This is a genomic window from Nonomuraea sp. NBC_00507 (assembly GCF_036013525.1).
Lineage (GTDB): Bacteria > Actinomycetota > Actinomycetes > Streptosporangiales > Streptosporangiaceae > Nonomuraea.
This window is the reverse complement of the sequence record NZ_CP107853.1, coordinates 6,024,284-6,037,457: the sequence shown is the minus strand read 5'-3', so window position 1 is coordinate 6,037,457 and position 13,174 is coordinate 6,024,284. Positions and strand designations below refer to the sequence as shown.

Here is a 13,174-nt window from a genome sequence, read left to right as displayed (position 1 = left end):
AAAGCGGAAAGTTCAACGTAATCTAAACGCGTGATTCGCGAAGCACACGTCAACGGGATCAAGCTCGTCTACCGGGAGGAAGGCGACCCGGCCACTCCCCCGCTGCTGCTGATCCACGGCCGCACGGCGAACCACAACGACTGGAACGGCATCACCCAGCACTTCGCGGCCCGCTACCACGTGCTCGTCCCCGACCTGCGGGGGCACGGGGCCAGCGACTACCCGGGCGCGTACGCGCTGCCGGACATGGCCCAGGACATCGCGGCCCTGCTCGATCACCTGAGGATGGAACGGGCCACGATGATCGGGCACTCACTGGGCGGCATGGTGGCCTATCAGCTGGCCATGCGCCATCCCGGCCGCGTCGAGCGGCTCGTGCTGGAGGACGTGGCGCCGCCGCTGCCGTTCAAGAACCGGCCGCCCATCGTGGAGGACGGCTCCACCGGGTTCGATTGGCGGATGATGCACGACACCGAGCGTCAGTTCCTCGATCCCGATCCGGGCTGGCTGGAGGGGCTGGCCAGGATCACCGCGCCGACGTTGGTGATCTCGGGTGGGGCGGCGAGCCCGTTCGACGCCGCGGGGACGGCGGCCCGGATCCCGGGGGCCAGGCTGGTGACGATCGAGGCCGGGCATCTCGTGCACGCGACGGCGCGCCGGGCGTTCCTGCGGGCGGTCGACGACTTCGTGAACGACCGGCTCACCACGCCGTAACGCGCGTGTGACGCGGGGGAGCAAGGGTAGGGGCGTGGTCGAGATGCACGTACACGAGCGCCTGAGCCGGCTGCGGCTGATGGCGCCGCCGATCCTGCAGTGCGCCGTAGCGGCCGCCCTCGCCTGGCTGGTGGCCAAGGACCTGCTCGGGCACAGCCGCCCGTTCTTCGCGCCCATCGCGGTCGTCGTGTGCATCGGCGTGGGGCTCGGTCAGCGGCTGCGGCGGGTGGGGGAGCTGGTCGTCGGGGTCAGCCTCGGCGTCGGCGTGGGCGACCTGCTCGTGTCCTGGATCGGCTCAGGGGCGTGGCAGATCGCGCTGGTGGTGGCGCTGGCGATGGCGGCCGCGGTGCTGCTCGACAGCGGCTCGCTGATCGTGCTCCAAGCAGGCTCCTCGGCGGTGCTCGTGGCGACCTTGCTGCCGCCGAGCGGCACAGGCGGAATCGACCGGATGGTCGACGCTCTGGTGGGCGGCCTCATGGGGCTGGCCGCGGTGGCGCTGCTGCCGTCCAGCCCGTCGGCGCTGGCGCACCGGCACGCGGCCGGGATGTTCGACGCGCTCGGCGACGCCCTGCGAGGGATCGCGGAGGCCATCGAGAAGTCCCGCTCGAGCCTGGCCACCGAGGCGCTCGAGGCCGCGCGGGGCAGCCAGACGAACGTGGAGGAGTTCAAGCAGGCGCTGGAGACCAGCAAGGAGATCGCCACCATCTCGCCGCTGCACCGGCACCGCCGCGGCAGGCTCGAGGGGTACGAGAAGGCCGCCGTGCCGCTCGACCACGCGCTGCGCAACGCCAGGGTGCTGGCCAGGCGGGCCATCGTGGCGCTCGACGGCTCCAGCGCGCTGCCGCCCTGGCTGCCCGGGACGCTGCGCGCGCTGGCCGACGCCACGCTGCTGCTCAGGGAGGAGCTGGCCGACGGGCGCACGCCGGAAGAGGCCCGTGAGGCGATCCTCGCGGTGGCGTCGGGGCAGGGCGCCGAGCGCTGGGGGTTCTCGGCGGACGTGATGATCGCGCAGGTCCGGTCGATCACGGTGGACCTGTTGCAGGCCACCGGCACCGATCGCGAGGAGGCCGTGGCCGCGCTGCCGCCGCTGGACACCTTCCCCGAAAAGGACGTTTCCGGGGGAATGTGACCTTAATGTCACAAAGATCCGCCAAGGTAGAAGGGTGCGAACCCGGCTCAGCGATCATGTGAAGGACCGACTGGGCACGTTCGGCCTCATCGTGCCGTCCATCGCGCAGTGCGCGGTCGGCGCCGCGCTGGCCTGGGTCATCGCCAGGGATCTGCTCGGTCACCCGGCGCCGTTCTTCGCGCCCATCTCCGTGCTGATCTGCGTGGGCATCGGGCTGGGGCAGCGGCTGCGGCGGGTCGTCGAGCTGGTCGTGGGCGTCAGCCTCGGCGTCGGCGTGGGCGACCTGCTCGTGTCCTGGATCGGCTCGGGGGCGTGGCAGATCGCGCTGGTGGTGGCGCTGGCGATGACCATCGCGGGGCTGCTGGACAGCGGGGCGCTGTTCGTGGCCCAGGCCGGGTCGTCGGCGGTGCTGGTGGTCACCCTGGTGCCCGGCGCGGGCGTGGGCGGGCTGGACCGCATGCTCGACGCGCTGACCGGCGGCCTCATCGGCATCGCGGCCGTCGCGCTGCTGCCCGCGAGCCCCTTCGCGATCGCGGCCAAGCATCTGTCCGGGGTGCTCGACGCGCTGTCCACGGTGCTGGAGCGGGCAGCGGAGGCCATCGAGAAGCGGGATGTGGACCTGGCGGCGGAGGCGCTGGAGGAGGCGCGCGGCACGCAGGCGGCGGTGGAGGAGTTCGAGCAGGCGCTGGAGACCAGCAAGGAGATCACCATGATCTCACCGTTGCACTGGCACCGGCGGGCCCGCCTGGCCCGGTACGAGACCGCCGCCGTGCCCGTCGATCTGGCCCTGCGCAACGCCCGGGTGCTCAGCAGGCGCACGCTGTCCTCGCTCGGAGAGGCGAGCCCGCCACCGGCCGCGCTGGCCGAGGCGATGCGTGAGGTGTCGGAGGCGGCCCTGCTGCTGCAGCTGGAGCTGGGGGCGGGGCGGGAGCCGACACTGGCGCAGCAGGCGCTGCTGGCGGTGGCGGCACGGGAGCGGCCCGAACAGCTGGGCTTCTCGGCCCATGTGATCATCGCGCAGCTGCGGTCCGTGGTCGTGGATCTGCTGCAGGCGACCGGGATGGAGCACGAGGAGGCCACGGCGGCGCTGACGCCGCTCGACAAGCCCAACGAGGCGTGAGGCCGTTCAGGAGGGCGGGCTCTCGAGAGGGCGGAGTCGCGGGGTGAGGGGTCTGACGGGGTTCTCAGGATGACGGGATGAAAGTGCGCAGGACGTCGGCGATCTCGTCGACCTCGCTGAGTTTGCCCGAGGCGACGGCGATGACGAGGTCATATGCCGAGTCGTCGTCGGTGTCGAGCACGACGCCGTTGAAGCGGAGGAAGACGTCCGTCGCCAGCCAGGACAGCCGTTTGTTGCCGTCGATGAGCGGGTGATTGACCGCCAACGAATGGAGCAGCGCGGCGGCCTTCGTCATGAGGTCGGGGTAGGCCTCGTGGCCGAACATGGCGGTGGTCGGCCGATGGACCGCCGAGTCGAGCAGGCCGAGGTCCCGCACCGCGAGAGCGTCGCCCAGCTCCGCCTCGGCCAGCTCGAGGACCTGCTCCAGCGTGAGATATCTGGTCATTCGCCCAGCCGATCGAGCACATTCCGCCAGCGCTCCCTGGACTTCGCGCCAAGGCGGCGGACCTCCTCGTCGGCGCTGTGCCTGGCCAGATAGTCGTCGACGGCCGCGAGCACCACTTGCTGCATGCTTCGCCCCTCCACCTCCGCACGCTTGCGAAGGGCCTCGGTCTGCTCGTCACTCAAGCGAAGGGTCATAGCCATATCCCCAGCGTAGGCGCGAGGCGGTATCACCGCGATACCGCATACCGCAGTTTACCCTACGTGACGATGTGATGACCAACCGCAATACCAGCGGACTCAGGCCTCCGACAGACGCTTGAGCCGGGTCACGGCCTCGTCGATGACCTCCTCCTTCTTGCAGAAGGCGAACCTGACGAAGTGCCGGCCGCGCTCGGGATGCTCGTAGAAGACCTGGGTGGGGATCGCCACCACCCCGGCCAGCTCCGGCAACCTCCTCGTCAGGTCCAGCCCGTCGGCGAACCCGAGCGGCCTGATGTCGGTCTGCACGAAATAGGTGCCCGCCGGCTTGAGCACCTCGAACCCGGCAGCCGCCAGCCCCTCCATGAGCCGGTCGCGCTTGTCCTGGAGCCCGGCGCGCAACGCGGCCACCCACTCCAGCTCCTGCCGCAGCCCGTACGCGACCGCCAGCTGCCACGGCGCGCTCGCGGTGAACGTGAGGAACTGCTTGACCGTCTGCACCGCCGTGACCAGCGGCGCCGGCGCGCAGACCCACCCGGTCTTCCAGCCGGTCACCGAGAACGTCTTGCCCGCCGAGGAGATCATCACGGTGCGCTCCCGCATGCCGGGCAGGGTGGCCAGCGGAATGTGCTCGACTCCGTCGAACGTCAGGTGCTCGTAGACCTCGTCGGTGATCGCCACGAGATCCCGCTCCTGGCAGAGCTCGGCGATGGCGGTCAGCTCGGCGCGGGTGAACACGGTCCCCGTGGGGTTGTGCGGCGAGTTGACCAGGATGGCGCGGGTGCGCGGCGTGACGGCGGCACGCAGCTCGTCGGGGTCGAACGTGAAGCGGCCCGCGACCGGGCGCAGCGTGACGCCCACCAGCCGGGCCTGGGCCAGCGCGATCGAGGCGGCGTAGGAGTCGTAGTAGGGCTCGAACGCGATCACCTCGTCGCCCGGCTCGCACAGTGCCAGCACGCTCGCCGCGATGGCCTCGGTGGCGCCCACGGTGACGAGGATCTCGCCGGCCGGATCGTAGGACAGCCCGTAATGCTCGGCCCGGTGCTCGGAGACGGCACGGCGCAGCTCGGGCATCCCGGGCCCCGGAGGATATTGGTTGGCGCCCGACGTGATCGCCTGGACCGCGCGATCGAGCATCGCCGCCGGCCCGTCGGTGTCGGGGAAGCCCTGACCGAGGTTGATCGACCCGGTCTGAACGGCGAGCGCGCTCATCTCGGCGAAAATCGTCGTCCCGAAGGCGCGCATCCTGGCCACAAGAGGTTCCGTCACAACGCCAGACTATTAGTCTTCCTTCCGTGATCACTCGGGTCGTGCTCGCCCTCGCCCTGGCCGTGCCTGCCGTCATGACCTTCACCCCACCGTCCGCCGCGCCTCGGCCAGGCGGCTGCCCGGTCGCCATGCCGCCCCGCACCACCTGCGGGTTCCTCGTCGTCCCTGAGCGCAGGGACGCCCCGGACAGGAAGATCAAGGTCGGCTACGCCGTGCGCTCTTCGACCGCGAAAGGGCGCAAACCGGACCCGGTCGTGTACATGAGCGGCGGCCCTGGATCGGCGTCGATCCAACTCACCGGTTTCCTGAGCGCGATGTTCCCGGACCGTGACGTGGTGACGATCGAGCAGCGCGGCGGCCCGCACTCCGAGCCGGTGCTGGGCTGCCCCGAGACGGCCGCGGCGCTGCTCGGGCAGCTGCGCACGCCGCCCGCCGACGTGGGCGCGGCCGCCGTCAAGTGCCGGGACCGGCTCCGCGAACAGGGCATCGACCTGCGGGGATACAACACGAAGGAGATCGTGGCCGACGTCGTCGCGTTACGTCGGGAGCTCGGCTACGCGTCGTGGAACCTGTTCGGCGTCAGCTATTCGACGAGGGTCATGCTGGACGTGGCCGCGGCCGACCCGGAGGGCACCCGCACCGTGGTGCTGGACTCGTTCCTGCCGGAGCGCGTCGCCTGGTACGACGACGCCGAACGCAACCTCGCGGACACGATGACCCTACTCGGCGTCCGGGACGAGTCCGCGGCCATGACCGCCAGGCTGAACGCCGCACCGGCGCGGGTGCCGGTCGCCGACCCGGTGCTCGGCAGGGGGTTCACGGCGCGGATGACCGGCGACGACGTGGCCACGATCATGGCGGAGGCGCTGCACGAGGCTGACGTCGCCGCGGTGGCGCCGACGCTGGTCCCGGCGCTGGCCGACGGGCACGACGAGCTGCTGCGGCCGCTGGCGGACGCCGTGGGCGAAGGGCTGACCTCGCACGCGTTCGGGCTGTATCACGCGGTGCAGTGCCAGGACGAGGTCCCGTTCAACGCCTTCACCGCCAAGTCCCGGCTCTTCACCGTGAACGCCGACAGAGCGGTGTGCGACGCGTGGCGGCTCCCCAAGTCCACACCGGTCAACAGCGCCCCCAAGGGCCCGGTGCTCGTGCTCGGCGGCCGGTACGACCCCACCACCCCGCCCAGGACCAGCAGACCCGCCGCCGAGGCGCTCCCCGCCGGCCGCTTCGCCGAGATCCCCGGCGCCGCGCACGCCGTCTTCCTCACCAGTGCATGCGCCCGAAGGAAGATCGTCGAGTTCATGGCCGATCCGGTCTCCAACACCGCCGCGCCGTGCCTGGACGACGCCGACCGGCCTGGCGACCTGCACGTGACCGGCGCCCCTTACCAGATCTCCCGGTCGCCGTGGCTGGCCGCGCCGTTCGGGTTGTTCGCGCTCGCGGCACTGGTCCAGCTGGTGACGGGCGCGCTGAAGGGCCGGTCGATGGCGGCGTTCGGCGGGCTGGCGGGCGTGGCGTTCGCCGGGCTGGTGGCGCAGTCCGTGTACGACCAGGCGGTCAGGAACGAGACGGCTCTGGCCGTCGGCGTCCCCGGCGTGGTCGGCATGTACACGTGGATCGCGGTCGCCTCGGCCGTGCTGACCGCCGCGGTGCTGCTCCGCCACCGCCGATGGCCGCAGATCGCCGCGACCGTCATCAGCGGCGGATTCCTCGTATGGTGGTTCACCTGGGTCCTATGACGCGCATCCGAGAGCTCGACGCCCTCCGCGGCTTCGCGGTGAGCGGCATCATGCTGGTCAACACCTGGCAGCACACCCCGCATGAGCCGCCGAACACCCTCGACTGGACCATCGAGGCGTTCCTCCAGAGCCGGTTCTACCCGATCTTCTCGTTGCTGTTCGGCATCAGCTTCATGCTCTTCCTGCGCGGCAACAGCCGGTGGGCGCTGCTGAGCCGGCTGTTCTGGTTGTTCTGCATCGGGCTGATCCAGCACACGTTCTACGAGGGCGAGGTGCTCACCGACTACGCCTTCTACGGGGCTGTGGTGCTGCTGCCCGCCACGTTCCTGGCGCCGGGGGCGCCGGTGCTGCTGCTGGGGCTGGCGACGATCACGTGGGCGTTGCTGGTGGGCGGGGGGCCGCTGCTGATCCCCGGGCTGTTCCTGGTCGGCATGGCCCTGTGGGAGCTGCGGCCGCCCAGGTGGCTGCTGCTACCGGGGTTCGCGGCGGCGGGGGTGGCCACCGCGCTGCTGACGGCCTCGTGGGCCCTCACCAACGAGTGGCTCGCCTACAGCATGGCCGCGCTGGCCGGGGCGGCTGCGTACTCGCTGGGGCTGCTGCTGGCATTGCGGCCGTGGTTGTCGGCGGTGCTGGAGCCCTTGGGGAAGATGGCGCTGACGAACTACGTCACGGGCACCGCGGTGATCGTCCTGACCGGGCCGGTGCGGGAGGCCGACCCGACCCGCTGGGCGGTGGTGGCCGTGGCGCTGGTGACCGTGGCCGTGCAGGTGGTGCTCAGCCGGTGGTGGCTGGCGCGGTTCAGGTACGGTCCGCTCGAGTGGGTCTGGCGGTGCCTGACCCGATTCCGGCTGGTGCCCAACAAGCTAGAGTCGGGCCGTGACCACAATCGCCCTCTGCCAGATCCCGGTGTCACCTGACCCGTCGACGAACCTCAAGAGGGTCAGGGAGGCGCTCTCCCGAGCCGAAGGGGCCGACCTGGCCATCTTCCCCGAGGCCACGCTCACCCGCTACGGACGGCGCATCACGAGCCTGGCCGAGCCGCTGGACGGGCCGTTCGTGTCGGGCCTGGCCGAGGCGGCACGCGAGCACGGCACGGCGGTGATCGCCGGCGTGTTCGAGCCGGGCGAGGATCGGGTGCACAACACGGCCGTGGCCATCGACGCCCAGGGCGTCATCGCGGCGGCGTACCGGAAGATCCACCTGTTCGACTCGTTCGGCGCGAAGGAGTCGGACCTGGTCGCGCCCGGCGCCGAGCCGGTCGTCGTGGAGCTGGCCGGGCTCAGGGTGGGGCTGATCACCTGCTACGACATCCGTTTCCCCGAGCTGGCCAGGGCGCTGGTCGACAAGGGCGCGGAGCTGTTCGCGGTGATCGCGGCCTGGGGTTCCGGGCCGCTGAAGGAGGACCACTGGGTGACCCTCGTCAGGGCCCGGGCCTTGGAGAACACGACGTGGACCGCGGCCGTCGGCCAGGCGCCCAACCCGGCCGAGTCGTCCGACGGCTACGGCGTGGGCCGCAGCATGCTGGTGGACCCGCTGGGCGTGGTCCGCGCCGACCTCGGCACCGCACCCGGCGTGCAGGTGGTGCGGGTGGACCAGGAATGGACCGCCACGGCCCGGGCCACGCTCCCCTGCTTGGAACATCGGGTTTTGTAGGGGTCAACCGATCGTAAAGTAGTACCGTGAGCGGAACGCAGATGCAGAAGGTCATCCCGCCGCGTCTGCTCGTGCCCTACCTGTCGGGCAAGCGCACGGTGATCTCCGGCTACGTCTATCGGGTGCAGGACTGCGTCAGGCTGACCACACCCGAGGCGCTCTACTGGGGGCTCGACCTGTCGTTCGACGGATCGGAGTTGTTCGCCGAGGTGCCCGAGCTATATGTGATGCGGTGGTATGCCCGCGATGTCGACACCTACGCGGTGCCGTACGGGCCCCACATGGGTGGCGACTGGAGTGACGCGCCGCCGTTCGCCGGCAACGGGTTCACGACCTCCCCCGACCACGTGGTGCCGCAGTTCCACACCGTGCCGATGCCGATCCCGGCCGGTGCGGAGATCGTCCACCTCACCCCGGACAGTGAGCGGCGCTTCGCCGACTACGACGGGCTGACCTGGCGGCCCGCCGCATGAGCGAGCGAACCAGTAGACACAGCCGAGTCTCGCTCATGCACCCGACGAAGGAGGGTGCATGAGCGAGGAGATCGCGCCGGTCGCCTCCGGCTTCGTGGCCCGCTACGGCGAGCGGACCCTGCCTGCCGCGCTCGGCCCCGACAACGACCAGGTGGTGTTGTTCAGCGAGGCCGAGCTGGAGGGCTTCGAGCCGGCGGCCGGCTACTGGCGGCGCACCGTGGCCAGGTCCGAGGTGGAGTGGCTGGTGCTGATCCGCACGGTGGGGGCGTTCGGCGGGGAGCCGTGCATCGTGCTGGACGAGGACGAGGACGGGCTGCACATCGCCTACACCGGGCACAGCGGGATGAAGGCTGAGGCGCTGGGCTACTGGATGGTGGACCACGGCGCCTACGAGGTCGTGGTGCCCCGCGAAGAGGTCTTCTCCATCCGGGTCGAACGTATCCCGGTTCCTTAGTCAACGAACACACGCCTGGTGTGTCTCTGAAGTGTGATCGACACAGCAACCATGGCGCAGCCGTCGTTCGCCGAGTTGTTCGCCGCCCAGTACCAGAGTCTGGTACGCCTGGCGGGACTGCTCGGCGCCGACGACCCTGAGGACATCGCCCAGGAGGCGTTCGCCCGGCTGCACACCAGGCGGTTGCGCGACGACGGGGCCGCCCTGGCCTACCTGCGCGCGACCGTCTGCAACCTGACCCGCAACCGGCTGCGGCACCTCAGGCTGATCCGGTTACGCCGCCCCGACCCCCCTGAGCCGGCGCGCAGCAGCGAGCACGCCGTGCTCGTCGCCGAGGAGCATCGCGAGCTGCTCGCCGCCGTCGACCGCCTGCCTCGCCGCCAGCGCGAGGCCCTGGTCCTGCGCTACTGGCTGGACCTGTCCGAACGCGAGATCGCCGACGCCATGGGCGTGTCGCCCGGCTCGGTGAAGACGCACGCCAGCAGGGCCCTGGCCGCCCTCGGCAAGGCGCTGAAGGAGGAGGACGCGTGATGGACCAGCTGGAAGGGCGCCTTCGCGCCGCGTTCGACGCGCACGCCCAGACCTACGAGGCGAGCCCGGACGCCTGGGCGCGAGTGCTGGCCCGCCGGCCGCGCCGCCGCCCCGGCCGGCTCCTCGTGGCCGCGCTGCCCGCAGCGCTGCTGGCCGTGTTCGTTCCCGTCCTGCTCAACGGGGGCCTGGGCAGGAACACCGCGGCCGACCCTGACGCGATCTACCGGCAGCTCATGCGGGACCGTACGCCCGCCGGCGAGCAGGTGACCGTGGACAATCCGACCGAGGGCAAGCCGCTGCGGCTCTGGTTCGCCAAGGCGCGGGCGGGCTATCCCGAGGTCTGCTACATCGCGGAGCGGGCCGCGGGGGACCCGTACGGCGGCTGCTCGGACGTGCCGGAGCAGTGGGACGTCTGGTTCTCGGGCAGCACCCTGCGCGATGGGGCGGCGACAGCGCTGGACTGGGGCGTGGCGACGCCGAACGTCGGCGCCGTCACCGGGATCACGACGTCCGGGCGGAAGATCACGGGCACGCTGGTGACCCCGGAGGGGGCGCCGTACCGGATCTGGACGGTCGCCTATCCGGCCCAGGACGCGATGACCGGCGTCGAGTATGCCGACGAGCAGGGCAGGAGCATCGCGCGATCGTCCCGCGACATGCTCTCGCCGCCGCTCGGGCCGGCGATGGGCCTGGCCATGGAGCTGTCCGACGGCATCACCGTGCGGCCGCACCGTGTGAAGGACGGCGCCGAGCTGAACTGGTCGCGGAACGGCGCGCACCTCGGCGGGGGCCTGGCGACCACACGGGACGCGCCGGTGATCGTGAACGTGCGCGACGACGTCATCACCGGCTACGCCCGGGCCGGCGTGGCCAGGGTGGAGGTGTCCGTCAACGGCGGGGGCACCACCGGCCTGGAGACCCGGCCCGATCCGTGGGGCCTGGGCATCGTGTTGTTCGCCGACGCCGGCGTGGACGGCGACGGGCACCAGGGCTACCGCGCGGTCGCCTACGACACCACCGGCAAGGAGATCTGGCGGCACGAGGAACCGTCTAGGGAGAAACCCGGCCCGGACACCCGGACGATCGGCCCCGTGATGGTCGTCCCCGGCACCGAGAGCTCCGGTCGGCCGATGCGCGTCTGGTTCTCCCAACACGACGGCGACCCGCAGATGTTCTGCGCGTCCGGAGGCGCCTCACCGGCCGACCGGGGTGTGACGTGGTGCGCCGCCACTGGCCAGGAGCACTCCTTCCCGGTCCAGTCGACGACCGCCTACCTGCCGGAACCAGGAGCCGTCATCCACTTCGGCCCGGCCCGCGACGACTGGGAGTGGGTCGAGGCCGTGTTGTCCGACGGGCGGCGGGTGCGGGCCGAGTTCCTGCGCGGCGAAGGTACTCCACTGCCGTTCTGGCACGTCTCGGTGCCGCTCGACGCCGAGGTCGGGGGTTACCTCCTGAAGGTCCAGGGCCAGGCAGCCCGGCCGGTCGCCACCTTCGACAAGGCGTGTGGCAGGCAGGCTCCCACGTCCGAGGCCGACCGCCTGGCCCTGTCCGCGGGCATCACGGCGTACTTGAGCGGCAGCTGCATGTCCTTCTGGGAGGACGGCGAGCTGGTGCCGGCCCTTCCCGGGCCGGTCCCCGGCGCGAAGCTGAGCGAGCAGTTCGACGCCCGGCGGCCGGCGTACTGGAGCCACGGCGATAACGCCTGGTACGGCTACGCGCCCGCCGGCACGGCCAAGGTCGTGATCACCCTGAAGGTCGGCGGGACCGCCACAGCCGCGGCCGTGCCCGATCCCTGGAGGCAGGGCGTGACGTTGTTCGCGGGCGTGACGCCCAAGGGAACCGACTTCGGCGAGGGAGCGACCCTCACGGGCTACGCCGCCGACGGCAAGGAGGTGTGGACCTACCGCTGACCCAGGGTGCGGTAGCGAGCCTGGCGGGCCGCGAGACGGTCCGCCGGGCTCATCGCCAGCAATCCCGCGATCTCGTGCTCCAGCGCCCGCCCCACCCGCTCGCAGAACTGCCTCGGCTCGTACGCGGCGTCCGGCAGCTCCGGGATGACCCGGTCCACGATGCCGTCGTGCCGCAGGTCGGTGGCGCGGATGCGCTGCGCCTGGGCGATCTCGGGAGCGAAGTCGACCGAACGGTAGAGGATCGCCGAGGCGCCCTCGGGCGGCAGCGGCGACAACCAGGCGTGTTGCGCGCAGAGCACCCGGTCGGCGGGCAGCAGCGCCAGCGCCGCGCCGCCGGCGCCCTCGCCGAGCAGCAGGCAGACGGTCGGCGCGTCGAGCATGACGAGCTCGGCCAGGCAGCGGGCGATCTCGGCGGCCAGCCCGCCCTCCTCGGCCGCCTTCGACAGGTCGGCTCCGGCCGTGTCGATCACGGTGATCAGCGGCAGGCCCAGCTCGGCGGCCAGCCGCATGCCGCGTCTGGCCACCCGGAGCCCCGCCGGGCCTAGCGGCGAGTTGGCCCGCTGGACCCGCCGGTCCTGGCCGAGCACCACGGCCGGCGCGCTGCCGAACTTGGCCAGCGCCAGCAGCAGCCCCGGCTCGTTCTCCCCCTCCCCCGTGCCGCTGAGCGGGGTCACGTCGGTGGCGGCGAGCTTGAGCAGCGCACGCACGCCCGGCCGGTCGTCGCGGCGTGAGCGGGTGATCGCCTCCCACGCCTCCACCGGCCGCAGGTCCTCCTCCGGGGCCGGTCCCGCCTCGATGGCGGAGCGGTCGGCGGCCAGCACGGCCAGCGCCCTGATCGCGATCGCCCGCAGGTCACTGGCCGAGACCACGGCGTCGAGCAGGCCCTTGCGGCGCAGGTTTTCAGCGACCTGCACGCCCTCGGGGAAGGGATAGCCGTGCAGCGCCTCGAAGACCCGCGGCCCCAGGAACCCGATCAACGCCTCCGGCTCGGCGGCGGCGACGTGCCCGAGCGACCCCCACGACGCGAACACTCCGCCGGTCGTCGGATGCCGCAAATACACCAGGTAGGGCAGCCCGGCGAGCCGGTGCGCCTGCAGGGCCACTGTGATCTTCACCATCTGGACGAACGCGAGCGCGCCCTCCTGCATGCGGGTGCCCCCGGAGGCCGGCGCGGCCAGCAGCGGCAGCCGCTCGCGGGTGGCCCGCTCGACCGCCGACACGAACCGCTCGGCGGCCGCCACCCCGATCGAGCCGGCCATGAACGAGAACTCGCACGCCACGACCGCCACCCTGCGGCCCTCGAGCAGCCCTTCACCGGTGACCACCGCCTCGTCGTAGCCGGACTTGGCGCGGGCGGCGGCCAGCTCGTCGGCGTAGGAGGAGCCGGGCTCGGCCGGATCGGCGGGCGGCGCGTCCCACGACTTCCACGATCCCCGGTCGAGGACCGTTTCGATCAGAGTGCGCGCGTCCGGACGGCTCACTATCGCTCCCTAATGTCTGCCGACGTTGCAATGTTGACGCGCGAGCGCATCAGACGGTG

General features: G+C 71.6%; 14 protein-coding genes. 10 read left to right on the top strand and 4 right to left on the bottom strand.

Translation table 11 applies throughout. From position 1 onward, the window contains the following. Positions 1-30: 30 nt before the first annotated feature. Genes OHA25_RS29275 through OHA25_RS29265 form a run of 3 tightly spaced genes read left to right on the top strand, consistent with a single transcriptional unit; the run spans position 31 to position 2,963 of the window. Positions 31-714 (top strand): alpha/beta fold hydrolase, encoded by a 684-nt coding sequence (locus OHA25_RS29275; RefSeq protein WP_327590652.1) that lies wholly within the window; start codon positions 31-33, stop codon positions 712-714. Between the two features lie 43 nt (positions 715-757). Further along, on the top strand, positions 758-1,843 hold the full coding sequence (locus tag OHA25_RS29270) for an FUSC family protein (RefSeq protein ID WP_327591060.1): 1,086 nt from the start codon (positions 758-760) through the stop codon (positions 1,841-1,843). Positions 1,844-1,877: 34 nt separating this feature from the next. Beyond that, positions 1,878-2,963 carry an FUSC family protein gene (locus OHA25_RS29265; RefSeq protein WP_327590651.1) on the top strand — a complete coding sequence of 362 codons (1,086 nt, stop codon included), beginning with the start codon at positions 1,878-1,880 and terminating at the stop codon, positions 2,961-2,963. A 64-nt stretch (positions 2,964-3,027) separates the two neighbouring features. Here the strand turns inward: OHA25_RS29265 and OHA25_RS29260 are convergent, their stop codons facing one another. The 3 genes from OHA25_RS29260 to OHA25_RS29250 all read right to left on the bottom strand — a co-directional run bounded on the left by OHA25_RS29260 (position 3,028) and on the right by OHA25_RS29250 (position 4,874). Next, positions 3,028-3,408: a type II toxin-antitoxin system death-on-curing family toxin gene (locus OHA25_RS29260; RefSeq protein WP_327590650.1), complete on the bottom strand. Its 381-nt coding sequence runs from the start codon at positions 3,406-3,408 to the stop codon at positions 3,028-3,030. Then, positions 3,405-3,608 carry an Arc family DNA-binding protein gene (locus OHA25_RS29255; protein ID WP_327590649.1) on the bottom strand — a complete coding sequence of 68 codons (204 nt, stop codon included), beginning with the start codon at positions 3,606-3,608 and terminating at the stop codon, positions 3,405-3,407. Before OHA25_RS29255 ends, OHA25_RS29260 begins: the two co-directional genes overlap by 4 nt. Before the next feature lie 96 nt (positions 3,609-3,704). Next, a complete protein-coding gene (locus OHA25_RS29250) occupies positions 3,705-4,874 on the bottom strand; it encodes a pyridoxal phosphate-dependent aminotransferase (protein WP_327590648.1) in 1,170 nt (389 codons plus the stop codon). 26 nt (positions 4,875-4,900) lie between these two features. Here OHA25_RS29250 and OHA25_RS29245 point away from each other — a divergent pair, with 26 nt between their 5' ends. From OHA25_RS29245 to OHA25_RS29215, 7 genes are read left to right on the top strand one after another with little or no spacing between them, the layout of a single operon-like run. Continuing rightward, positions 4,901-6,613, top strand: a complete 1,713-nt coding sequence (locus OHA25_RS29245; RefSeq protein ID WP_327590647.1) for an alpha/beta hydrolase — start codon at positions 4,901-4,903, stop codon at positions 6,611-6,613. Then, positions 6,610-7,530 carry a DUF418 domain-containing protein gene (locus tag OHA25_RS29240; RefSeq protein WP_327590646.1) on the top strand — a complete coding sequence of 307 codons (921 nt, stop codon included), beginning with the start codon at positions 6,610-6,612 and terminating at the stop codon, positions 7,528-7,530. The genes OHA25_RS29245 and OHA25_RS29240 overlap by 4 nt, the downstream gene beginning before the upstream one ends. Further along, positions 7,490-8,266, top strand: a complete 777-nt coding sequence (locus tag OHA25_RS29235; protein ID WP_327590645.1) for a carbon-nitrogen hydrolase family protein — start codon at positions 7,490-7,492, stop codon at positions 8,264-8,266. The genes OHA25_RS29240 and OHA25_RS29235 overlap by 41 nt, the downstream gene beginning before the upstream one ends. A gap of 26 nt (positions 8,267-8,292) precedes the next feature. Continuing rightward, positions 8,293-8,739 carry a hypothetical protein gene (locus OHA25_RS29230; protein ID WP_305922763.1) on the top strand — a complete coding sequence of 149 codons (447 nt, stop codon included), beginning with the start codon at positions 8,293-8,295 and terminating at the stop codon, positions 8,737-8,739. Positions 8,740-8,797: 58 nt separating this feature from the next. After that, the gene (locus OHA25_RS29225) at positions 8,798-9,193 is read left to right on the top strand and encodes a hypothetical protein (RefSeq protein WP_327590644.1); all 396 of its coding nucleotides are present in this window, start codon (positions 8,798-8,800) and stop codon (positions 9,191-9,193) included. A gap of 33 nt (positions 9,194-9,226) precedes the next feature. Beyond that, positions 9,227-9,724, top strand: a complete 498-nt coding sequence (locus OHA25_RS29220; RefSeq protein WP_327590643.1) for a sigma-70 family RNA polymerase sigma factor — start codon at positions 9,227-9,229, stop codon at positions 9,722-9,724. Further along, on the top strand, positions 9,721-11,634 hold the full coding sequence (locus tag OHA25_RS29215) for a hypothetical protein (protein ID WP_327590642.1): 1,914 nt from the start codon (positions 9,721-9,723) through the stop codon (positions 11,632-11,634). The genes OHA25_RS29220 and OHA25_RS29215 overlap by 4 nt, the downstream gene beginning before the upstream one ends. On the opposite strand, the gene OHA25_RS29210 is transcribed toward OHA25_RS29215, so the two are convergent. Continuing rightward, the gene (locus tag OHA25_RS29210; protein WP_327590641.1) at positions 11,625-13,115 is read right to left on the bottom strand and encodes a carboxyl transferase domain-containing protein; all 1,491 of its coding nucleotides are present in this window, start codon (positions 13,113-13,115) and stop codon (positions 11,625-11,627) included. The genes OHA25_RS29215 and OHA25_RS29210 overlap by 10 nt on opposite strands. Between the last annotated feature and the right edge of the window lie 59 nt (positions 13,116-13,174).